This is a genomic window from Mesorhizobium sp. RSR380A (assembly GCF_054719385.1).
The window spans coordinates 1,039,211-1,060,450 of the sequence record NZ_JBTTIB010000001.1; the positions used below are offsets into that span (position 1 = coordinate 1,039,211).

Sequence of the window (21,240 nt, forward strand, 5' to 3'; positions counted from 1 at the left end):
TTTTGAACCCAGTCATTTTTTTGCTTTGTCGAAGGCCTGGCCGATGTCGGCCCAGAGGTCTTCGACGCTTTCCAATCCGACATTGAAGCGGATGGTTCGGGGGCTGACGCCGAAGCGCGCCATCGAATTGAGACCCGGTGTCTGCTCGAGCGAGGCCTTTGCCGGCACGACCAGGCTTTCATGACCGCCCCAGCTGACGCCGATGCGGAAAAATTTCAGCGCATCGACGAAAGCGGGAATGTCGACATCCTCCGTCACCTCGAAGGAGAACAGCCCGGCATAGCCGGCAAGCGTCTTCTTGCCGGGATGGTTGGAATAGGCGGGATGATTGACCCGCTCGACCTTGTCATGCGCCTTCAAGCGCTCGGCGATGATGAGCCCGCTCTTCATGTGATGCGGCAGTCTCAGCGGCAAAGTGCGCAGGCCGCGCAACAGCAGCCAGCCCTCGAAGGGCGACAGCTTTGCGCCGAGCTGCGAATAGGTCTGGTCGTTGATATGCTTGATGTGAGCGGCCGAGCCAGCCACCACGCCGGCGACGGTGTCGCTGTGACCGCCGAGATATTTCGAGGCGGAATGCAGCACCAGATCGACGCCGTGCAGGATCGGCTTCTGGAACACCGGCGTGGCCCAGGAATTGTCGATGGTGGTGACGATGCCCTGCTCTTTCGCCAGCCGCGTCAGATGCTCGAGATCCTGCAGCTCGAACATCATCGAGGTCGGGCTTTCCAGATAGAGCAGTTTCGCACCGGGAAGTGCCGCGGCCACCGCATCCGGATCGGAGCCGTCGACATAGTCGACCTTGATATGCAGGCGCGGGAACAACCGCTCGAACAGTCGGTAGGCGTCGCCATAGCAGTTGCGTACCGCAAGGATGCGTTCGCCTGCGCCGACGAAAGCCAGCAACGTCGCGCTGATCGCAGCCATGCCGCTCGAAAAACCACGTGCGGCTTCAGCACCTTCAAGCGCTGCGACGCGTGACTCGAATTCCATCACTGTCGGGTTGTCGCCGCGCGAATAGATCGGCTGCTTCCTGCGCCCGGCAAAGGTATCGGCCATGTCGGCATAGCTGGCGAAGGTGAACAGCGAGGTCTGGTAGATCGGCGGCACCACCGCATTGCCGGGGAACGGGTCGTCATGCGCCAGAAGCGTCGCCGCCTCGGCGAGATAGTCGCTGCCGGAAATGCCTGGGTCGAAGCTGTGCTCGTTCATGTGCGGACCGAAAGTTTGAGGTTGGCGGCGCCGCGCTTCAAATCGTCCTCGACCGTGGCGATCAGCTTCAGCGCTTCGGCCCGGGCGCCTTCCGGATCGTGCGCGGCGATGCAGTCGAACATGGTGCGGTGGTAGGGAAAGCTTGCGTGGCCGAAATCGCGCACGCCGAGCGGATGTTCCCAGAAGCGGTGGAACAGTTCGTGCATGGCGGCGATAATCTGCTCGAACAGCGGATTGCCGCAGGCGCGGTAGATCGCCTGATGGAATTCCCAGTCCTCTTCCGACGACATGCCGGCGCGGCTGAGAAACTCTTCCTCCATGATGTCGAGCTTGCGCTCGATCTCGGCGAGGTCGTCCTTGTCGGCACGAATGGCGCAAAGGGCGGCGGCTTCCGCTTCCAGCGCGCGGCGGATTTCCAGCGTGCGCATCAGGCCGGTGAAATCATTGCCGCCGGCAAGCGTCAGCGGCATGTGCAGCATGTCAAGCGAGACGGCGGCCTTGAGATAGGTGCCCGAGCCCTGCCGGCGCTCGACCAGGCCAAGCCCTTCCCAGCGCGTCAGCGCCTCGCGCACCGTGTTGCGGCTGACCTTCAGACGCTCAGCGAGGATGCGTTCGGTCGGCAGCCTCTCACCGGGTTCCAGCTTCTCGCGCATGACGAAGCCGGCCAACGCCTTCAGCACCGCGTCGTCGCGGGCCGTCGTCTGGATCGGCGGAAGGCTGAATTCGGTCACCGGGGCTATTACCGAAGTGGTTCAATGGTCCAACCAATTTCTGCACAGACGAAGGGACCTGTCAACAGTGGAAACGCAGCGAGGCCGAAGGGCCAGGGGATGCACCTTCGGCCTTGCTGCTTCAGCCGTGGATGCGCGCCGGCGCAGCGGCGGCGCGAGCCTCGCGCCAGCGAGCGAAGATTGCCTCGCGAACCCGCCTCGAACCAGAGAGGCGCTTTTTTGCCTGCGCCAGCACCGCAGGCGACGCCTCGGCGGGCGTGCCGGACCGAAAGGGAGGAGCCGGGGCGTATTCGAGCGAGAGCTGCACGATCTCGGCCTCCTCCTGTCCAAGCAGCCTCGCAACCAGCGCCAGGCCGAAGTCGATCCCCGAAGTGACGCCGCCGGCGGTGATGAGCTTGCCGTCTTCGACGATACGCTCGTCGACCGGGATCGCTCCGAACTCCTCAAGGAAATCATGCGCATACCAGTGCGTGGTCGCGCGCTTGCCCCTCAGCAGTCCGGCCGCCCCAAGCACCAGGGCACCGCTGCAAACGGAGGTGATGTAGCGCACCTGCCCCGCGCGCTCCCACACGAAATCGAGGACTGTCTGGTCCTCCAGCAGCGCGTTGACCCCGGCCCCGCCAGGAATGCACAGCACGTCGAGGGGCCGGCAATCGTCAAAGGTCGCCGTCGGGGTGAGGGAGAGGTGCGTCGACGACATCACCGGGTTGCGATCCTTCCAGATCAGTTCCACCTCGGCATCCTTGGCCGATGCCAGGACTTCGTATGGGCCGGTGAGGTCGAGTTGTTGGACGTCGGGGAATACGAGGATGCCGAAACGAAGGGGCATGGAAATCTCCGTGGGTTGACTTCGGGCAATCTACGGCATCATGGTTTGGCACGATTGCCATTCACCCCTCGTTTCAGGCCAAAACCCGATGCGCCGTATCGAAGTGCTTGCCTATCCCGACATCCAGCTCCTCGACGTCAGCGGACCGCTCCAGGTCTTTGCCAGCGCCAACGACTTCAAGCGGCAGGCGGGCGAGCCGGCCCCCTACGAGGTCGTGGTCGTCGCCGCCTCGCCCCGGATAAGGACCTCGGCCGGTCTGGTGCTGGAGGCCACGGCGCTGCCAACCCACGGAGGTGAGATCGACACGCTGCTTGTCCCCGGCGGATGGGGCGTCAACGCGGCCTGCGACGATGCCCAGCTGGTCGAATGGATTGCCAGCCGCTCGCGCGATGCCACGCGAAGCGCTTCCGTCTGCAGCGGCGCCATGCTGCTGGCGACGGCTGGCCTGCTCGACGGCCGCCGCGCGGTGACCCATTGGGGACGCTGCGTGGAGTTCGCCCGGCGCTTTCCCGCGGTCCGCCTCGAACCCGATCCGATCTTCATCCGCGACGGCAATGTCTGGACATCCGCCGGCGTAACGGCGGGGATCGATCTCGCCCTCTCCCTTGTCGAGGCCGACCTTGGCCGGCACACGGCGCTTGCCGTGGCGCGCGAATTGGTGGTCTTCCTGAAACGTCCCGGTGGCCAGGCGCAGTTCAGCCAAACCCTCAAGCTGCAGCAAGGCGACGGGCGCTTCGACCGGCTGCATGGCTGGATCCTCGAAAATCTGGCCGGCGACCTGTCGCTCACGCAGTTGGCCGACCACGCCAATATGAGCCCGCGCAGCTTCTCGCGGCGCTATCGCGAGGCCACGGGCCGGACACCCGCCCGCGCGATCGAGGAGATCCGGATCGAGGCGGCGCGACGGATGCTGGAGCGGGGCCAGCCCGTCAACCAGACGGCCCGCCGCTGCGGTTTCGGCTCGGAAGAAACCATGCGGCGCGGTTTTTTGCGCGTGCTGGGCACCAATCCGCGCGCCTATCGCGAGCGTTTCTGATCGCGAGGGCTTGCGCCATTAAGCCGGCGGTCGACGCCGTAGAAATAGAGCCTCTCCAGCGTTCAGGCGGGATGCTGTAGCTGGCTGAGCCCGCCATCGACGACGAGGGTCGCCGCGTTCATGAACGGGCACTCCTCAGAAATCATGAACACAGCGGCCAGCGCGATCTCGCGCGCCGAGGCGATGCGGCCGCCGGGATGCAGCGCCAGCGTCCTGGCGCGCGCCGCAACCGAATCGGCAAAACTGTTCCAATAGTCGGTCGCCTTCTGCGTCTCGACATAACCGGGCGCCAGCGCGTTCACGCGCACGCCCTGCCCGGCATATTCCAGCGCCAGCGATTTGGTCAGCCCAAGCAGCGCGTGCTTGGCCACGGGATAAGGGAAGGTATGAGGGATGATGGTGAAGCTGTGCGTCGAGGCGATGTTGAGGATCGCGCCACCGCCATTTGCGATCATTCCTGGCAGCACCGCCTTGCTGCAATTCCAGGCGCCCTTGACGTTGACGTCGAAATTGCGATTCCACTCCTCCTCGGTCGCCTCGAGCGGCGTCGAGAACACATTCATCCCCGCATTGTTGATCAGCGCGTTGATCGGCCCGATCGCGTCGGTCGCCCGGCTGACGGCAGCGGCAATCGCGGCCCCGTCGCTGATGTCGGCTGAGACATGTCCGACATGGCCCTGCGGTGCGGCAAGGCCGGCGACCGTTTTGTCCAGCAGCGCGCCGTCGCGATCGACCAGGAACAGTTTTGCCCCTTCGGCCAGGCAGGCCCCGGCGATGGCAAGCCCGATGCCTTGCGCGGCGCCGGTGAGGAAGATGCGTTTGCCGGACAGGCGCTCAGCCATGGCTGTCACTCCACTGCAAGATGGTCAGCGCCGGCCCAGTGCCGACGAACGCAGATTGTCGAGCAAAACGGCAAGCAGCAGGATCACGCCGCGCACAATGTACTGGTAGAAGGCTGGGATGTTGAGCAGGTTCATGGCGTTTTCGGCAATGCCCATGATCAGCACGCCGACGATGACGCCCGACATGGTGGCGCGGCCGCCGGCAAGCGAGACGCCGCCGAGCACGCAGGCCGAGATGACCGAGAGTTCAAGCCCGACCGCCGCATTGGGCTGGCCCGACGTGATGCGCGAGGCCAAAAGGATGCCGGCGATGCCACAGACCACGCCTTGCAGAGCAAAGATCCAGATGCGCGTCCAGTCGACATTGACGCCGGCCAGGCGCGAGGCCTCCGGGTTGCCGCCGATGGCCAGCGTGTTCTTGCCGAAGACGGTACGATTGAGGACAAAACCGAAGATGCAGAACAGCACGGCCAGGACCCAGACCGGCGTCGGAATGCCGAACAGCTTGGATAGCGCCAGCTGGTAGAAATCCGGGCTGTTGATGCCGACGGCGCGGCCATCGGATGCGATCAGCGCAAGGCCGCGCACGATCTGCATGGTGGCAAGCGTCGTGATCAGCGCGTTGATGCGGAATTTGGCGATGACGACGCCATTGATGAAGCCGACGAAGGCGCCGCAGGCGATTGCCGCGAGAAGCCCGAGCAGGATCGAACCGGTATAGTTCGACGCCATTACCGCGACCATGCCGGCAAAGGCGACGATGGAGCCGACCGAGAGGTCGAAGTCACGCGCGGCAAGGCAGAACATCATCGTGCAGGCGACAATGCCGACGGTGACCACCGACTGCAGCAGGCCGAGCATGTTGCGGTCGGTGAGGAAGTTCGGCACCAGCAGCGACACCAGCACGAAGGCGACGATGAAGATGACGACGAGGCCCTGTTCGCCGAGCAGGATCTTCTTCAACTGATCGGTCATGGTAAAGATCCTCAGGATGCGATCGCGTCGGGGGTTTTCTGATCGGGAAGAGCAGCGGCCAGGATCGCTTTTTCGGCGAACTGGTCGCGGGCGAGTTCGGCGCTGATGCGCCCGCCGCACATCACCAGGATGCGGTCGCAAATGCCCATCACTTCCGGCAGTTCGGACGAGACGACGACGATCGCCATGCCGTCTTCGGCAAGCTGGTAGAGCAACTCGTAGATTTCCGCTTTGGCGCCAACATCGATACCGCGTGTCGGCTCGTCGACGATAAGCACGCGCACGCCCTGCTCCGACAGCCAGCGGCCGAGAATGACCTTCTGCTGGTTGCCACCGGAGAGGTTGATGATGTCCTGCTTGCGCGACGGCGTGCGCACCTTGAGCTTCTTGATGAAGGTCTCGGCGGTGGCGATCTCGCTGGCGCGGTTCAGGATCCCGAAGCGCGTGTGATGACGCCGCGACGAGATGTTGATGTTCTCCTCGATCGAGCGGCCCTGGATGATGCCGTCATGCTTGCGGTCTTCCGAGCACAAAACGATGCCGGCGCGGATCGCGTCATGGGGATCGGTGGCATGAACGACCTTGCCGTCGACGCTGATGGTGCCGCCTGAGCGCCGGTCGGCGCCGAAGACCAGCCGCATCAGTTCCGAGCGCCCCGCGCCGATCAGGCCGAAGAAGCCGACGATCTCGCCGGCCCTTGCCTCGAAGCTGGCAGGCGTCGTCAGTTTTACTCCGGAAACAGCGTCGACCTTCAGCCGGACATCGCCGGCCGGGCGTGGGCGAAACCCCCAGATATCGGAGATTTCGCGGCCGACCATTTCGGCGACGACCTGGTCGCGTGTGACGTTTTTCAGCGACGCATGGTGCGCCGCGAGCTTGCCGTCGCGCAGCACGGTCAGGCTGTCGCAGAGGCGGAACACTTCGTCCAGCCGGTGCGAGACATAGATGATGACCTTGCCCTCGCCGCGCAGGCGGTCGATCAGGGCAAACAGGATTTCGCTTTCGCGCGACGACAATGACGAGGTCGGCTCGTCCAGAGCGATGACGCGCGCGTCGAGCATGATCGCCTTGGCGATCTCGACCATCTGGCGCTCGCCGATCGACAGCGTCTTGACCTTGCGGCTGATATCGATGTCGATGCCGGCTGATTTCAGCTTGGCGCCAACATCGTCCAGCATCCTGGCACGGGCGATGATGCCGGCGTTGGCGGGGAAGCGGCCGAGGCTGAGGTTTTCGGCAACAGTGAGCTCGGGAACCAGCTGCAGTTCCTGGTGGATGACGATGACGCCATTGTCGAAGGCATCTCGCGTCGTTGCATAGGCTTGCATCTTGCCGTCGATGAGGATCTCGCCGTCATCGGCATGCTGGTCGCCGCACAGGATCTTGATCAGCGTGGATTTGCCGGCGCCGTTCTCGCCCATCAGGCCGTGCACGGCGCCCTTGTCGACGCCGAACGAGACGTCCGACAGCGCCTTGACGCCCGGATAGGTCTTGGTGATTTCCGAGAAGTCGAGAAAGGACATGGGGCGCCTATCCTTTTGCCATGCCAAACAGGCGGCGACTGTGAGCCGCCGCCTGTTTGTACAGGGAGGATTATTCGATGCCGAGACCCTTGCGGACCGTCTGGTAGTCGTCGCGCTTGGCCAGCGCACCGGCGGTCAGGATGAGCTTCTCGGGTTCCTTGTTGTTGGCGACCCAGTCATACATGTTGAGCGCAGTCTCGTACCCGTGACGCTTCGGCGAGATGATCACCGTGCCGACGAAGCCGGTGGCGGTCGGCTTCTTGAACTCGTTGATCGCCGAATCCGCGCCGCCAATGCCGACGCCGATCACGTTTTCGGCCGGGATGCCGACGCTTTCGGAAGCGCGCACGGCGCCGAGAACGGCTTCGTCGTTGAGGCCGAAGGAGACCCACTTCTTGATGTCGGCATGGGCGTTGAGTACCACCGTCGCCGCATTGAGCGCAGCCTCGGTATCGGTCTTGGCCTGCGGCGCGTCAAAGATGTTTTCGGCCTTGAAGCCGTTGGCCTTCAGCACCGAAATGGCGCCTTCGACCCGGTCGACGGCGGTCGGCAACTGATCATAGGAGACGCGGATGGCGCCGACCTCGTCGGCCTTCCAGCCGCGCGCCTTCATTTCGTCGACGATCGCCTGGCCGACGGCCTCGCCGATCTTGGTCGCCGAAATGCCCATATGCGGCACGTCTTCCAGCGCCTTCCCGTCTGCGCCGACCAGACGGTCATCAACCGTCATCAGCTTGAGATTGTTGGCGGCGGCCTTGGCGACGATGCCGGGGCCGAGCTTCACATCAGGCGTGCAGACGATGAAGCCTTGCGCGCCCTGCGCGCCGAGATTGTCGATCGCCGACATCAGCTTCTCACCGTCCTCGGCGCCGATCTTGACCAGGGTAAAACCCTTCTCCTTGGCAGCCTGGTCGGCGAACTTCCATTCGTCCTGGAACCACGGCTCTTCCGGCTGTTTGACGATGAAACCGATCTTGGTGTCCTGAGCATATGCAGCGATGGTCGTGACGGACAGCACGGCAAGGGCGCCCGCGACGAGCGCGGTCTTCAGAAGTCGCATGATTACCTCCCAGCGATGGCCGGGCGCTCAGCCCGGATGCAGAGTCTCTAATTCTTTTTATCATACTCGTCAATTGATCTGGTATGATAATTGAGCTACATGCTCCGACCAGGGATCGCTGGCGTAAATCATCCGCATCCGGTAAGGCCGGGGACGCGAGATCAGTGGTTTCGCCGCCTTGGAGGAGGGCTGAGGTGACCGAGACTTCGAAGAAGGCATCAGGCGACACCCGCCGCCCGCGCGTCATGCCCGATGTGACCAAGGCGCTTGCCTCAGACATCTTTTCCGGACGCTATCCCGCCGGCTCGTCCCTGCCGACCGAAAACGAACTCGGCGTCGAATATGGCGTCAGCCGCACCGTCATCCGCGAAGCGCTGAAGGTGCTGGCCGCCAAAGGGCTGGTGCTGTCGCGGCCGCGCATCGGCACGGTTGTATGTGAACAGGACAACTGGAACATCATCGACCCGCAGGTGCTGGCCTGGCACGCGCCGCATGCGCTGGACGACAAATTGTTCGACGCCATCCTCGAAACGCGCCGCGCCATCGAACCTCTGGTAGCTGAACTGGCGGCGACTCGTGCGACGCTGCAGGAGATCGCCGATCTCGAAGCCGCCTGGCGCGGCATGGCCAATGCCGGCGAGGATCTCGCCGCCTTCTCGCGCTCGGACATCACCTTCCACCAGATCGTCTATGCCGCGAGCCACAACCCGATCTTCCGCCAGATCGGCAATCTGATCGACACCGGGCTGAAATTCTCGCTCGAAGCAACGGCGACCATTTCGCTCGCCCGGCGCATGGAAGCGGTGGCGGCGCACCGCGAGGTGGTCGAGGCACTGCGCATGCGCGATGCCGCGGCAGCGCGTGCGGCGGCAGGCCGGATCCTCGACCTTGCGGCGCGCGACCTGGTCAGCGCCAAGAAACTCAAGAACAACTGAGACCAGCATGAAAATCATCTCGCTCACCACCTACATCGTCCCGCCGCGCTGGCTGTTCCTGAAGATCGAGACCGATGCCGGCGTCACCGGCTGGGGCGAGCCTGTGGTCGAAGGCCGTACGCTAACGGTGGAGGCAGCGGTCAAGGAACTCGGCGATTATCTCATCGGCAAGGACCCGCGCCTGATCGAGGACCATTGGACGGTGATGCATCGCGGCGGCTTCTACCGCGGCGGGCCGATCCTGATGAGCGCCATTGCCGGCATCGACCAGGCGCTGTGGGACATCAAGGGCAAGGCGCTCGGCGTGCCTGTGCACGAACTGCTCGGCGGCAAGCTGCGCGACAGCATCAAGGTCTATTCCTGGATCGGCGGCGACCGGCCGGCGGAAGTGGCTGATGGCGCCAGGGAAGTGGTGGCGCGCGGTTTTCAGGCGCTGAAGATGAATGGCACCGAGGAACTGCAGATCGTCGACAGCCATGACAGAATAGATGCGGCTGTCGAACGAGTCGCCATGGTGCGCGAGGCCGTTGGGTCCAACATTGGCATCGCCGTCGATTTCCACGGCCGCGTCCACCGGCCGATGGCGCGCATGCTGGTCAAGGAGTTGGAACCCTACCGGCTGATGTTCATCGAGGAGCCGGTGCTGAGCGAAAATCGCGAGGCGCTGAAGGAGATCGCCGCCCTCGGCTCGACGCCGATCGCACTCGGCGAGAGGCTCTACAGCCGCTGGGATTTCAAATCGGTGTTCGAACAAGGCGCCGTCGACATCATCCAACCAGACCTGTCGCATGCCGGCGGCATCACCGAATGCCGCAAGATCGCAGCGATGGCCGAGGCCTATGACATTGCGGTGGCGCCCCACTGCCCGCTCGGCCCGATCGCGCTCGCCGCCTGCCTGCAGCTCGATGCCGTCAGCTACAACTGCTTCATCCAGGAACAGAGCCTCGGCATCCACTACAACGCCGCAAACGATTTGCTCGACTATGCCGCCAACAAGGACGTCTTCCGCTACGAGGATGGCTATGTCGCAATCCCCGATGGTCCCGGCCTCGGCGTCGAAATCGACGAGGACTACGTCAAGGAACGCGCCAAGGAAGGCCACCGCTGGCGCAACCCGGTCTGGCGTCACAAGGACGGCTCCTTCGCCGAGTGGTAGCTCGGCCGACCTTGCGGCCAGGCCTTCAGGACCTCGGGTTCGATTTCGCGGTGGCGCCAGCGTAACGCAGGCCTCTGATGGGCCGCAGCGCCGAGCACCAGCGCATGGGAACCGTCGGCGCCGGCAAGCCGCAACTCGCTGACCGCCTGGGTTGCCGCAAGCGATCGAAAGCAGTCGCTATCCATGGAACATGGCGGATGTCCTGTTCTCATCGACCTTTTCTTGGCCCGCCAGCCGCGTCACCTGCCCGCGGCGTGCCGGCCTGCGTTCCTGCCGGAGAAGATGCAGCTGCCGAGAAATGTCCCTTCCAGCGCATTGTAGCCGTGATAGCCGCCGCCACCGCCGCCGGCCACCTCGCCTGCCGCATAGAGCCCGGCAATGGGTTCGCCATTGCCGTCGAGAACCTGCGAATTGAGATTGGTGTGCAGGCCGCCAAGCGTTTTGCGCGTCAGGATGTTGAGGCGCACCGCGATCAGCGGCCCGTGCCTGGGATCGAGTATCTTGTGCGGCTTGGTCACCCGGAAGATCTTGTCGCCAATGTAGTTGCGGGCGCCGCGGACGGCTGTGACCTGCGCATCCTTGGTATAGGCATGGTCGACCTCGCGATCGCGCGCCACGATCTGCGCCTTGAGCCGGTCGTAGTCGAGCAGATTGTCGCCTGACAGCGCGTTCATGCCGGCGACCAAGTCGGCCAGGTTGTCGCGGACGACGAAGTCCTCGCCCTTTTCCAGGAACGCTGCCACCGATGGTGGCGCCTTGCCGCCGCGCCGGTTCTTCAGCACGGCCCGCCAATCCTTGGCCGTAAAGTCTAGGTTTTGCTCCGAACCCGACAGCACGAACTCCTTCGAAGCGATCGTCTTGCTCAGCACGAACCAGGAATAATCGTGTCCCGTCGACAGGATACGCTTCAAGGTGCCGAGCGAATCGAAGCTCGGGAAGAACGGCGCCTCCATGCGTTGTCCCAGAGCATCGAACCATAGCGGCGACGGCGCCGACAGGATGCGGATGCCGTGGTTCGGCCAGATCGGATTCCAGTTCTTGATCCCCTCGACATAGTGCCACATGCGGTCGGCGTTGATGACGGCCCCGCCGGCGTCCTGGGTGATCGCCACCATGCGGCCGTCGACATGGTGCGGCACGCCGGCAACCATACGCTTCGGCGCTGGCCCCAGCCGCCGGACCGGCCAGACCTTGCGAACCAACTCATGATTGCCGCCGATGCCGCCGGAGGTGACGATCACGACACCGGCCGAAAGCTCGAAATCGCCGACGGCCGTGCGGCTCGACTGCTTGCCGCGCTCGACATCGGATGCCTCCAGGATTTCGCCCGCGACGCCGGTGACCGCGCCGTTGGTCTTGATCAGCCGGCTGACCTGATGACGGAATTTCAAAGTGATCAGCCCTTTGGCGACGTGCTCGCGCACGCGCCTTTCGAACGGCGCGACCACGCCCGGCCCAGTGCCCCATGTCAGGTGGAAGCGCGGCACTGAATTGCCGTGGCCATTGGCCAGCGCGCCGCCGCGCTCGGCCCAGCCGACCACCGGCCACCAGCGCATGCCCATGGCGTAGAGCCACGGCCGCATCTCGCCGGCGGCGAAATCGACATAGGCTTCCGCCACTTTTCTTGGCCAATGGTCCTCGGGCCGGTCGAACTGGGCAGAACCCAGCCAATCCTGCCAGGCGAGGTCGCGGCTGTCCTTGATGCGCAGGCGGCGCTGCTCGGGCGTGTTGACCAAAAACAGGCCGCCGAGCGACCAGAATGCCTGGCCGCCGAGAAAACCGCCACCCTCTTGCTCGACGATGATCACGCGCTTTCCGGCATCGCCGAGTTCCGCAGCTGCGGCCAGGCCGGCCAGCCCGCCGCCAAGGATGATTGCGTCCGCGTCAGCCATTGTCGTAGCTCCTGTGCCGGCTTTTGTTTTCGAGATCGGATGCTCGTTGCTAGCCGCGCAGCGCGTTCCAGATGATGCGCGGCAGCTTCAGGAGGCTCGGCTGGTAGTTGAACTCGGTGATCAGGCGGCCGACCATGTGTGCCCTTTTGTGGGTCAGGAACCAGGCCGGCTTCGGCATGATGCGGAACGGCGCTTCGAGCACGCTGCGTTCCGGTCTGTCGAACAAATAGGTGTTGTGGACGACGCCGATGCCGCTCTGCACGTCGTCGAGCGTGTGGCCAGGGAAAGCACCCCAGGTCGGGCGCAGCAGCGCGAACAGAACGCCGCTCCAGGAATTGATGCCGATGCCGCCATAGCGCAGTTCGGCAATGATTTCCTCGAAGCGCTGCCGGCCGATCTCGGCGATCGTCCTGGGATGGATGAGGATGTTGGCGGCAAGCGTGCCGTGCAGCTTTTCATTGGCGTAGGCGACAGCGGCGCGCAGATAGGATTCCGCATTGCCCGCCGGCAGCCGCATGACGCTGAGCGCCGGCGCGAACACCTCGGCATTTTCGAGATAGGTATCCGTGCCCGGCCGGAACGGCACCACCACGCAGGCCGGCCCGCCGGGCCGCTCGAATTTCTGTACGCTGTCGGCATGCGCCTCGAAGGCGGCGAGGCGCTCGGTCGCGCTGGGATAATAGGCCGGGCGCGACGGGGCTTTCTGCATCACCTTTTCGAGGGCCGCCAGAAGCGCGTCGGATTTGTCCCAGCCTTCGGGCAACACGAGCATTTGGCAGGCGATACAGTTGAAACCGGAATTGTTGAGCTTCTGTGTGGCGATCAGTTCGGCATGGTAGGCGATGTCGGCATTCGACCATGGGCCGGGCACCACGATGGTCGGCGCCACGCCGCCAAGCTCAGAGGTGATACGCCGGCTGTTGCGCGGCGTGCCCGCCGCCTTGTTCTTGCGGCCCTCCTCGCCGGGACCCCAGACGATCGCGTCATGCGAGGCGGCGGCACCGGTGATGTGGATGTCGTCGACGAGATCGTGGTTGCACAGATACGCACCGACATCGGTGCCGCCGCGCACGATGCGCAGCGCGCCGAATTCGATCAGCGGCCGCAGCGCCGGCCGCAGGAAATCAACGAGGTAATCATTGACCGGGTTCATCTTGAGCAGGACGACCTGATGTTCGACGAGCAGCTTGTGCAGGCAGTCGAGCGGCGCGATCGAGGCGACGTTGCCGGCGCCGAGCACGAGGCCGATCTTGCCCTTGCGGCTGGTGCGCGGCGCGTCATAGGCCGATGCGGTGTTTGCGGCCAGGTTCGCCTTGGTCACGCCGGGCTGCATCCAGATCTCGGCCTTCAGCCCGGTGAACAACACCTTGTCCCAGAGCGAATTCGGAACCACCGTCACCGCCACCTGTCCGCTAGGCAAGGTGCGGACCGGCAGTCTGTCGAGGAACTTCTTGCCCTCCATCAGGCTGAGCGTGTGGATGAACTGGTTGCAGCCATCCATCAGCGCCGCCGGGCCAACCAGCCATTCCTCACCTTCCAGCGGCGAGCCGGTCGGGATGCCCTTCTTGCGCGTCGCGGTTTTGACCCACGCCTCGGCGACCTCGCGGATGTGATCCTTGACCTGCCGCAGCAAGGCGATCCGCTCGCCATTCGAGGTCTGCGCCCAGTCGTCCTTCCTGGCGTCGAGATCGGTGAGCGCGAGGTCGAGTTCGGCTGCCCATTCAGGCTGCACGGGCTGGGTTTTGACTGCCTTGGCAACCATCCTATCCTCCTCCACTTCGATCTCTTTGTTTGACGCAATTCCTGTGGGAAAACCGCTTCACACTTTTCCTGGAATTGCTCTACGAAAACGGCAGTGCGGCCCATTGCTCGACGAATTTCCCGCCGGAATAGACCTGGATCGAACCGAACTGCTGTAGCACGAATTCGCTCTGCGTCGGACGCAGGAAGGCGTAGTCGTCAGGCCCGACATTGACGTTGTCGGGCAGCGCCATGAATTGCTGATTGGTCGAAAAGCCGAACGTCTTGTCGGTCTTCATCCCTGTGGGATGGACGGGCTTCGCCATCCATTTTCCGCCATAGAGAAAACAGCCGCGCCGCGGCAACAGCCCGAGCTTCTGCAGCAGCCAGGAGCGCTGGTCGAGGCCCGGCGCCTGGACATCGACCACTTTCAGGATCGGCGTCGCGATGAATGCGGCAGGCCGCAATTGGCTGAGGCTCGGCACATCGAAATCGGTCGGCAGCATAAAAGCCGATCCGATGGACAATTCATTGGCGCCGACCCAGCTGTCATAGAGCAATGCGGTGCTGCTGCCGCCTAGATTGAGGATCTTGCGCTGGTCGGCGGCAAGGCAAGCGACATACTGGCGAAACAGGCTGATCGCCTTGACGCGCGCCTTGGCCGGTCCTCCCAGCAGTTTGGGGATATGGCCGATATGCGCCTCGTAGGCCATGACGCCTTCGCATTTCAGCCGCGGGTAATTCGCCAACGCGGAAACTGCCCGGGCCAGTGAGTCGGGATCGCTGATACCGCCGCGATGAAGGCCGACATCGACCTCGAAGCAGACGCGCAGCTCGCGGTCGAGCTCGGCGGCAAGCGAGCCATAGGCGGCCAGCCGCTCCTCGGTATTGATCAGCCAGACGATGCGCGACGTAGCTTCGCCGAGCCCGGCGAGAACGCCCTTCGTCAGCGCGTGCCTGGCGCCGGCAACCGGCATCGGCTTGCCCAACAGGAGATCGACTTGGGGAAACACTTTCAGCATCTCGGCGCTGATCGGCAGATGAAAGGTCATCAGCCTGTCGGTCGCAAACGCCGCGCGGATATAGTCGATCAGCGGCAGGCATGGCAGCGACTTGTCGACGAGGCGCAGATCGAGGCCCGTGGCGAACTTCGCCTTGATCGCAGCGATGTTGTGATCGAGCCGGTCGAGATCGAGCACCAGGCAAGGCTGAAAGATCCCGGCTGCCCTGAGCGCGCCCGACATTTCCGCGAAATAGGTGTCGGTCAGGCTCATGCCGCGACGCCGAGCAGCCTGGCAATATAGGGCGACACGAAGCGGTTGTCCGGGTCCATCTCGCGGCGGACCGCCATCGCATCGTTCCAGCGCGGATAGAGCGCGCTCAATTCCCTTGATGTCAGGCTGTGCATCTTGCCCCAATGCGGGCGGCCGCCGCGCTTCCTGAAGATCGGCTCGGCGGCGTTGAAGAACGCCATCGGATCGCGCTCGACGCCGTGATGGATGGCGATGGAACAGGTTGGGCGCTTGTAGAAGGGGCTGAGCCAGACATTGTCGGGCGCGACGACGCGCACCTCCATCGGAAAATAGACCTCTGGAAACCGCGTCTCGAGCAGCGCAATGATTTCGCTGAGTGCGGCCGCCCCTTCCTCGAACGGCAGGTGGTATTCCATCTCGTTGAACTTGACGTTGCGCTCGGAGGTGAAGACCTTCAGCCACTCCTCGACATAATCCTCGGCCGGCACCTTGGCGAAGGCCGAGCCGATGAGACGGCGGCGCAGCCAAGGGAGCCAGCTGAGATAGTCGCGCAGTTTTCTCAGCGTCGTCACCGCATCGTCGTCTTCCGTCGGCGGACGCACCGTCGCCGGCGCCTCGGTGATGTCGCTGGCAATCAGCAGCGCCTGGCCCGAAAACGGCACGTAGTAGAACTCGGCCGAACGATGCGCCGTCATGGTGCTTTCGAATTGCGCAAGCACATCGGCGATCGGCGCCGTCCAGCGGCGGTGCCGCATCCGGTAGCTCGCCACGTTGCGGATCGTCACTTCGGTGACGGCGCCGAAAGCGCCGAGCGAAGCGCCCATGGCTTCGATCATGTCGGGGCTCTTGGCACGGTCGAACTCTTTCAGCGCGCCACGCCCGTCGACGATCTGCATCGCCTCGAGCTGGGTGTGGTACGCGCCGAGCGTGATGCCCGAGCCGTGGGTGGCGGTGCCCAGCGCCCCGCCGAACGCCTGCTTGTCGATGTCGCCCATGTTCGGCAGCGCCTGGCCGACGCCGTGCAACAGCTTTGCCAGCGCGCCGATCTTGGTGCCGGCGCCGACCCGTGCTGTCAGCCTTTCGGGATCGTGCGACCTCAGGCCCTCGAAGCGATCAAGCGACAGGATCGTCCCGTCATTCTTAACCAGAGGCGTGAAGGAATGGCCCGTGCCAGCGAATCGAACTGGTCCCGGCGCGTTGCGAATGGCACCACTCAGCTCATCGAGACTCTGCGGTTCGGCAAAAGCCTGCGGCGTGGCCGTGACATAGCCCGACCAATTGCTCCACTGGCTGATAGCCTCTCCCAAAATTGCCTCCCTGGGACGCCGGCTTTGCCGGTCTTTCTCCTAGCGCTAGATAATATGATACATAGTCAGCTTTTCCGGATATGATACATTGTCAGCTTTCTGTCAACCTGGCAATCGGAGGTGTCTTGCGTCCGCGCCGGCCGCATGGATCTACAGCGACGCACGCTGAGCCGGCGTCGGCATTGAACGCAGTTCGTTGCCCCTTCAAGCCAGCCCAAACGTTTCCACGGCCCGCATGATGCCGCGCAATTCGGCCAAGCCCTTCAGGCGGCCGATCAGCGAGTAGCCGGGATTGATCCTTGTCTTGCCGATATCGTCGGCGAGCAGGTGGCCATGGTCCGGCCGCATCGGGATTTGCCAGTCGGCGCGGCCCTCCTTGCGGCGGCGCGCCTCCTCCTGCATCAGCGCCAGGATGACATGCGCCATGTCGGTGCCGCCTTCGAGATGCTCGGCCTCGTAGAACGAGCCGTCATCCTCGATGGTGATGTTGCGCAGATGGGCGAAGTGGATGCGGTCGGCGAATTCCTTGACCATGGCGACGATGTCGTTGTCGGCGCGCGTGCCGTAGGACCCGGTGCAGAACGTCAGGCCATTGGCCTGGCTGTCGACGGCATTGAGAATGAAACGCGCATCCTCGGCGGTCGAAACGACGCGCGGCAGGCCGTAGAGCGAGAACGGCGGATCGTCGGGGTGAATGCACATGCGCACCCCCTCCTCTTCGGCCACCGGAATGATCTCCCGCAGGAACCAGGCGAGGTTGTCGCGCAACTCCTTCGGCCCGATCCCATCGTAGTCCGCCAGCGCCTCGCGAAAACTATCGCGGTCATATTTGCGCTCTGTCGCCGGCAGGCCGGCGATCAGGTTGCGCTCGATCTGGTCCATCCTCTCAGGCGACAATTCCTTCAGCCGCGCTTCCGCCTGCGCAATACGCGCCGGCGTGTAGCTGACAGCTCCGTTCTTGCGCTTCAGCACGAACAGATCGTAGGCGGCGAAATCAACGGCATCAAAACGCAGGGCGTAGCCTGTCGTCGGCAGACGGTAGGCTAGATCGGTGCGGGTCCAGTCCACCACCGGCATGAAATTGTAGCAGATCGTGGCGATGCCGGCCTTGGCCAGCGCGCGGATCGAATCGCGGTAATAGCCGGCATAGCGCTCGCGTTCCTGCGCGCCGATCTTGAAGGAATTGTGGACCGGAATGCTCTCGACGACCGACCAGGTCAGTCCTGCTTCCTGGATAATGCGCTTGCGCTCCAGCACTTCGGCCTCAGGCCACGCCCGGCCGTCATAGATATGGTGGAGCGCCGAGACCACGCCGGTGGCGCCCGCCTGCTTGACATGATCGAGCGTCACCGGATCATCGGGCCCATACCAGCGCCAGCATTGTTCCATTTTCGGCTTTCCTTCTGCGAGAGGTTGGCAACTTATTGTTGGACCCCGATGGGAGTCGATAGAAAATGGAGGAGTTTTTAGAAATGACGGATTTCGACGGCAAGGTCGCCCTGGTGACCGGGACGACCGGAATCGGCCTGGCAACCGCCACACGCCTTGCGGCCGGTGGCGCCGCAATCATCGCCTGCGGCATCGACCGCGCCGCCAACGCGTCATTGAAAGCGCAACTGGAAAGCACTGGAGCAGCAGCGCTGGTCATCGACACCGACGTCGCCGTTTCCGATCAGGTGCGCGACGCGGTCGCGGCTGGCGTCGCGAAGTTCGGCGGCCTGGATGTCATCGTCAATTCAGCCGCCGTCCATCCCTACGGCACGGCGACGACCACCGACTGGGAAACCTGGAACCGAACGATGACGGTCAATGTCGGCTCGATCTACCTGACCGCGCATTTCGGCATCCCCGAAATGATCAAGCGCGGAGGCGGCGCCATCGTCAACGTCGCCTCGGTGCAGGGCTTTGCCTGCCAGCAGAACGTCGCCGCCTATGCCACGACCAAGGGCGCCATCCACACGCTGACGCGCTCGCTGGCGCTCGACTACGCGGCATCAGGCATCCGCGTCAATTCGGTCAGCCCGGGCTCGATCCGCACGCCGATCCTGGAGAAGGCTGCGCGCGGTGACGGCGGCAGCGATGCCGATGTCGAAGAGGCCTACAAGCGCTTCGGCGCGGCGCATCCGCTCGGCCGTATCGGCGAACCGGAGGAAGTGGCGGAACTCATCGCCTTCCTGTGCTCGTCGAAGGCCGGTTTCTGCACCGGCGCGGACTACAGGATCGATGGCGGCCTGACGGCAGGTATTGGCGTGAAGTAGCGCTATGATGGCGTTCTGCGCGCTTGCAGGCAATCGGTGTCCGACCGCGCTACAGCTTCCACATCCGCTTGGCATTGCCCGACAGCAATTTCGTCCTCTCCTCAGGGCTGGCTCCCGCAATCAACGCATGCGTCGCCGCCACCCAGGTCGCAAGGCCACCGCCAAGCGTGCACACCGGCCAGTCGCTGCCCCACACGACGCGGTCCCAGCCGAAAATGCCGATCGTGTGCTCGACATAGGGGCGCAAGGTCTCGACGGTCCATGAGCCGGCATCGGCATAGGCGACGACACCGGAGATCTTGCCGATAACATTGGGACGCCGCGCGATCTCGGTCATATGCTCGCGCCACGGATGTTCCGCACTGGCCTTGATGTCGGGCACGCCGCAATGGTCGAGCACGAACTGCACATCCGGCGCCAGATCGGCGAGCGCAACCGCCCTTGGAATCTGATGCGGCAGGACGACGAGGTCGAAGGTCAGGCCGGTGCCGGCAAGCCGCTTGATGTTTTCGCGAAACAGCGCGCTGTCCGAAAGCTCGTCCGGCATGACGTGCAGCACGCGACGGAACCCCTTGACGAAGGGATCGGCCTGCTGGCGCTCGAGATAGGCGGCGAAACCGGCCTCCTCCGGGCGGCAGGAGGCGATCGCCCCGCGCAACAGACTGCCCTTCTCCAGCGACTGCGCCTTCACATGGCTGGTCTCGGCCTGGATGTCGGCTTCATCGACGTCGACCTCCATATGCAGCGCGGCCTCGATACCGGCCCGGCGGGCCTGGATCGCATATTCTGCGTGCGGGAAATCGCGGTTGAGCGCCGGCTCGCGGCTGAGCCAGGGATAGCGCAGCGCCGACAGGTCGATCAGGTGCAGATGAGTGTCGATGATCATGGCTGTCCCCCTGGGTGATTTCAGATCATCGCCAAATGCCTAAACCCAGCGCATGACACAAGCTTTGGCTCAGGCCCGCTTCGGGATCTCTTTGTCCTCGAGCAGCAGCGTCAGCCCCATGGCGACGAAATAGAGCGCCGCCACCCAGATGAACATCACGTTGAAGCCACTGGAGTAATGGTCGAGCACCACTTCGCGGATCGCGCCCGGCAGGCTCGATGCGAGGTGCGGCGTCAACCCGTTCAGGCCACCCGGCAGCAGGGCGGCGGCGTCTGCAGGAAGCTCGGCTGTCTGTCGGTTCAGCGCCCAGATCATCACCGCGCCGTTCAGCGCCAGACCCAGCGATGCTCCGAGCGTCCGCGCCTGGGTGATCAGCGACGTCACCGCGCCGATATCCTGCAGCGGTGCTGCCGCCTGGATCGCCACGATCAGCACCTGGAACTGCAGGCCCATGCTGATGCCGAACACTGCCATCATCGTCGCCAATACCCAGATCGGCGTATGCTGGTTGGTGAGGACGAAGCCCAGCATCAGAAACCCGCCAATAGCCATGGCGACCACCGGCATCCATTTGTAGCGTCCGGTTGCCGCGATCACCCGCCCGGCGACGATCGAGATGACCATGGAAGTGAGCGACGCCGGCAGGAACAGGAAGCCTACCTCGGCCGGGCTCAGGCCCGTCAGCGTCTGCATGTAGAGGGCAAAATAGAAGAACATGCCCAGCGTCACCGTTCCGGCGACCAGCGACACGCCCGAGACGATGCTGACCGTCGAATTGCCGAACAGCCGCAGAGGGACGATCGGCTCTTCGGCCCGCCGCTCGACCATGGCGAACAAGGTGATGGCGACCAGTGCCAGCAGCGGCAGCGCGAAGGTGATGAGGTCCGGTCCGCTGGGGTCGAGCACGTGGTAGCCCCAATAAACAATCGCCGTCGTGCCGGTGGCGAGCAGCGCGCCGCCGAGATAGTCGATGCGGTGCCGTTTTTCGTTGAACCGGCTGCGCATGGCGAAGGCCAGCACCGCCAGCACGATGATCCCTATCGGCAAATTGACCAGGAACACCCAACGCCAGCCGAACAGGCTGGTGATGTAGCCGCCGGCCAGCGGGCCGAGCACCGACGACAGCGCGAACACCGCCGAACTGTAGCCCTGATATTTGGCGCGGTCGCGCGGCGAAAACAGTTCGCCGATCATGGCGAAGGCCGAAACCATCAACCCACCCCCGCCGATACCCTGCAGCACGCGCGCGGCGATTAAGCTCTCCATCGACCATGCCATGCCGCAGACCAGCGAGCCCAGCAGGAACAGGCCGATCGCCGTCAGCACGACATTCTTGCGGCCATACATGTCGCCAAGCTTGCCGTAGAATGGCGAGACCGCGGCGGTCGAGAGCAGGTAGGCGGCACCGACCCAGCCGAACAAATGCAGATTGCCGAGTTCGCCGGCAATGGTGGGCAAGGCGGTGACGACGATCTGCATGTCGATGGTTGCCATGAACATGGCGATCAGCGCGCCGAAATAGACGATCAAGGTCGTAAGGTCGGGCCTGACTTGGGCCTCCACGGGCGGCGCATCCGGCAGCGTCTGCTCGACAGTCATCGGTGTCTC

At 63.9% G+C, this 21,240-nt stretch carries 18 protein-coding genes; 4 read left to right on the forward strand and 14 right to left on the reverse strand.

The annotated features are described in order from the left end of the window. Positions 1-12 precede the first annotated feature (12 nt). The 3 genes from ACYG9Z_RS05035 to ACYG9Z_RS05045 all read right to left on the reverse strand — a co-directional run bounded on the left by ACYG9Z_RS05035 (position 13) and on the right by ACYG9Z_RS05045 (position 2,769). Positions 13-1,209, reverse strand: a complete 1,197-nt coding sequence (locus ACYG9Z_RS05035; protein WP_023712132.1) for a PLP-dependent transferase — start codon at positions 1,207-1,209, stop codon at positions 13-15. Beyond that, a complete protein-coding gene (locus ACYG9Z_RS05040; protein WP_023668124.1) occupies positions 1,206-1,940 on the reverse strand; it encodes a FadR/GntR family transcriptional regulator in 735 nt (244 codons plus the stop codon). Before ACYG9Z_RS05040 ends, ACYG9Z_RS05035 begins: the two co-directional genes overlap by 4 nt. Positions 1,941-2,061: 121 nt before the next feature. Beyond that, positions 2,062-2,769, reverse strand: coding sequence for a DJ-1/PfpI family protein (locus tag ACYG9Z_RS05045; RefSeq protein ID WP_023687904.1), 708 nt, complete (start codon positions 2,767-2,769; stop codon positions 2,062-2,064). Between the two features lie 88 nt (positions 2,770-2,857). On the opposite strand from ACYG9Z_RS05045, the gene ACYG9Z_RS05050 reads away from it, so the two are divergent. After that, positions 2,858-3,805, forward strand: coding sequence for a GlxA family transcriptional regulator (locus tag ACYG9Z_RS05050; protein ID WP_023752119.1), 948 nt, complete (start codon positions 2,858-2,860; stop codon positions 3,803-3,805). Positions 3,806-3,867: 62 nt separating this feature from the next. Here the strand turns inward: ACYG9Z_RS05050 and ACYG9Z_RS05055 are convergent, their stop codons facing one another. The 4 genes from ACYG9Z_RS05055 to ACYG9Z_RS05070 form a co-directional block, all read right to left on the reverse strand. Continuing rightward, the gene (locus ACYG9Z_RS05055; RefSeq protein ID WP_023752120.1) at positions 3,868-4,647 is read right to left on the reverse strand and encodes an SDR family oxidoreductase; all 780 of its coding nucleotides are present in this window, start codon (positions 4,645-4,647) and stop codon (positions 3,868-3,870) included. Positions 4,648-4,671: 24 nt separating this feature from the next. Continuing rightward, the gene (gene araH / locus ACYG9Z_RS05060; RefSeq protein WP_023687901.1) at positions 4,672-5,622 is read right to left on the reverse strand and encodes an L-arabinose ABC transporter permease AraH; all 951 of its coding nucleotides are present in this window, start codon (positions 5,620-5,622) and stop codon (positions 4,672-4,674) included. Positions 5,623-5,633: 11 nt separating this feature from the next. Beyond that, positions 5,634-7,145 carry an L-arabinose ABC transporter ATP-binding protein AraG gene (gene araG, locus ACYG9Z_RS05065; RefSeq protein WP_023752121.1) on the reverse strand — a complete coding sequence of 504 codons (1,512 nt, stop codon included), beginning with the start codon at positions 7,143-7,145 and terminating at the stop codon, positions 5,634-5,636. A 70-nt stretch (positions 7,146-7,215) separates the two neighbouring features. Then, on the reverse strand, positions 7,216-8,205 hold the full coding sequence (locus ACYG9Z_RS05070; protein ID WP_023668118.1) for an arabinose ABC transporter substrate-binding protein: 990 nt from the start codon (positions 8,203-8,205) through the stop codon (positions 7,216-7,218). Between the two features lie 245 nt (positions 8,206-8,450). On the opposite strand from ACYG9Z_RS05070, the gene ACYG9Z_RS05075 reads away from it, so the two are divergent. Both ACYG9Z_RS05075 and dgoD read left to right on the forward strand, forming a co-directional pair. Then, entirely contained in the window at positions 8,451-9,140 is a 690-nt protein-coding gene (locus ACYG9Z_RS05075; RefSeq protein WP_245259915.1) for a FadR/GntR family transcriptional regulator, read from the forward strand. 7 nt (positions 9,141-9,147) lie between these two features. Further along, positions 9,148-10,296, forward strand: coding sequence for a galactonate dehydratase (gene dgoD, locus ACYG9Z_RS05080; RefSeq protein ID WP_023752122.1), 1,149 nt, complete (start codon positions 9,148-9,150; stop codon positions 10,294-10,296). 239 nt (positions 10,297-10,535) lie between these two features. Here dgoD and ACYG9Z_RS05085 read toward each other — a convergent pair whose 3' ends face one another. From ACYG9Z_RS05085 to uxuA, 5 genes are all read right to left on the reverse strand, one after another. Then, positions 10,536-12,188: an FAD-binding dehydrogenase gene (locus ACYG9Z_RS05085; protein WP_023685306.1), complete on the reverse strand. Its 1,653-nt coding sequence runs from the start codon at positions 12,186-12,188 to the stop codon at positions 10,536-10,538. A gap of 49 nt (positions 12,189-12,237) precedes the next feature. Next, on the reverse strand, positions 12,238-13,950 hold the full coding sequence (locus tag ACYG9Z_RS05090; protein WP_460222880.1) for an aldehyde dehydrogenase family protein: 1,713 nt from the start codon (positions 13,948-13,950) through the stop codon (positions 12,238-12,240). A gap of 79 nt (positions 13,951-14,029) precedes the next feature. Further along, a complete protein-coding gene (locus tag ACYG9Z_RS05095) occupies positions 14,030-15,202 on the reverse strand; it encodes an alanine racemase (protein WP_023752124.1) in 1,173 nt (390 codons plus the stop codon). Further along, positions 15,199-16,488, reverse strand: a complete 1,290-nt coding sequence (locus ACYG9Z_RS05100; protein ID WP_023752125.1) for a D-arabinono-1,4-lactone oxidase — start codon at positions 16,486-16,488, stop codon at positions 15,199-15,201. Before ACYG9Z_RS05100 ends, ACYG9Z_RS05095 begins: the two co-directional genes overlap by 4 nt. 204 nt (positions 16,489-16,692) lie before the next feature. Continuing rightward, the gene (gene uxuA, locus ACYG9Z_RS05105; protein WP_023752126.1) at positions 16,693-17,877 is read right to left on the reverse strand and encodes a mannonate dehydratase; all 1,185 of its coding nucleotides are present in this window, start codon (positions 17,875-17,877) and stop codon (positions 16,693-16,695) included. An 83-nt stretch (positions 17,878-17,960) separates the two neighbouring features. Here uxuA and ACYG9Z_RS05110 point away from each other — a divergent pair, with 83 nt between their 5' ends. Beyond that, complete coding sequence (locus ACYG9Z_RS05110) at positions 17,961-18,746, forward strand: SDR family NAD(P)-dependent oxidoreductase (protein WP_023752127.1); 786 nt, start codon at positions 17,961-17,963, stop codon at positions 18,744-18,746. A gap of 49 nt (positions 18,747-18,795) precedes the next feature. On the opposite strand, the gene ACYG9Z_RS05115 is transcribed toward ACYG9Z_RS05110, so the two are convergent. Next, positions 18,796-19,632 (reverse strand): amidohydrolase family protein, encoded by an 837-nt coding sequence (locus ACYG9Z_RS05115; protein ID WP_023754431.1) that lies wholly within the window; start codon positions 19,630-19,632, stop codon positions 18,796-18,798. Between the two features lie 69 nt (positions 19,633-19,701). Beyond that, on the reverse strand, positions 19,702-21,231 hold the full coding sequence (locus ACYG9Z_RS05120; protein WP_460222881.1) for an MDR family MFS transporter: 1,530 nt from the start codon (positions 21,229-21,231) through the stop codon (positions 19,702-19,704). Between the last annotated feature and the right edge of the window lie 9 nt (positions 21,232-21,240).

Coding starts and splice junctions, on each gene's coding strand:
- ACYG9Z_RS05050 (WP_023752119.1), top strand. CDS start 2,858: ATGCGCCGTATCGAAGTGCTTGCCTATCCCGACATCCAGCTCCTCGAC.
- ACYG9Z_RS05085 (WP_023685306.1), bottom strand. CDS start 12,188: ATGGCTGACGCGGACGCAATCATCCTTGGCGGCGGGCTGGCCGGCCTG.
- ACYG9Z_RS05110 (WP_023752127.1), top strand. CDS start 17,961: ATGACGGATTTCGACGGCAAGGTCGCCCTGGTGACCGGGACGACCGGA.
- ACYG9Z_RS05055 (WP_023752120.1), bottom strand. CDS start 4,647: ATGGCTGAGCGCCTGTCCGGCAAACGCATCTTCCTCACCGGCGCCGCG.
- ACYG9Z_RS05115 (WP_023754431.1), bottom strand. CDS start 19,632: ATGATCATCGACACTCATCTGCACCTGATCGACCTGTCGGCGCTGCGC.
- araG (WP_023752121.1), bottom strand. CDS start 7,145: ATGTCCTTTCTCGACTTCTCGGAAATCACCAAGACCTATCCGGGCGTC.
- ACYG9Z_RS05090 (WP_460222880.1), bottom strand. CDS start 13,950: ATGGTTGCCAAGGCAGTCAAAACCCAGCCCGTGCAGCCTGAATGGGCA.
- ACYG9Z_RS05070 (WP_023668118.1), bottom strand. CDS start 8,205: ATGCGACTTCTGAAGACCGCGCTCGTCGCGGGCGCCCTTGCCGTGCTG.
- ACYG9Z_RS05095 (WP_023752124.1), bottom strand. CDS start 15,202: ATGAGCCTGACCGACACCTATTTCGCGGAAATGTCGGGCGCGCTCAGG.
- uxuA (WP_023752126.1), bottom strand. CDS start 17,877: ATGGAACAATGCTGGCGCTGGTATGGGCCCGATGATCCGGTGACGCTC.
- araH (WP_023687901.1), bottom strand. CDS start 5,622: ATGACCGATCAGTTGAAGAAGATCCTGCTCGGCGAACAGGGCCTCGTC.
- ACYG9Z_RS05045 (WP_023687904.1), bottom strand. CDS start 2,769: ATGCCCCTTCGTTTCGGCATCCTCGTATTCCCCGACGTCCAACAACTC.
- ACYG9Z_RS05035 (WP_023712132.1), bottom strand. CDS start 1,209: ATGAACGAGCACAGCTTCGACCCAGGCATTTCCGGCAGCGACTATCTC.
- dgoD (WP_023752122.1), top strand. CDS start 9,148: ATGAAAATCATCTCGCTCACCACCTACATCGTCCCGCCGCGCTGGCTG.
- ACYG9Z_RS05120 (WP_460222881.1), bottom strand. CDS start 21,231: ATGACTGTCGAGCAGACGCTGCCGGATGCGCCGCCCGTGGAGGCCCAA.
- ACYG9Z_RS05075 (WP_245259915.1), top strand. CDS start 8,451: ATGCCCGATGTGACCAAGGCGCTTGCCTCAGACATCTTTTCCGGACGC.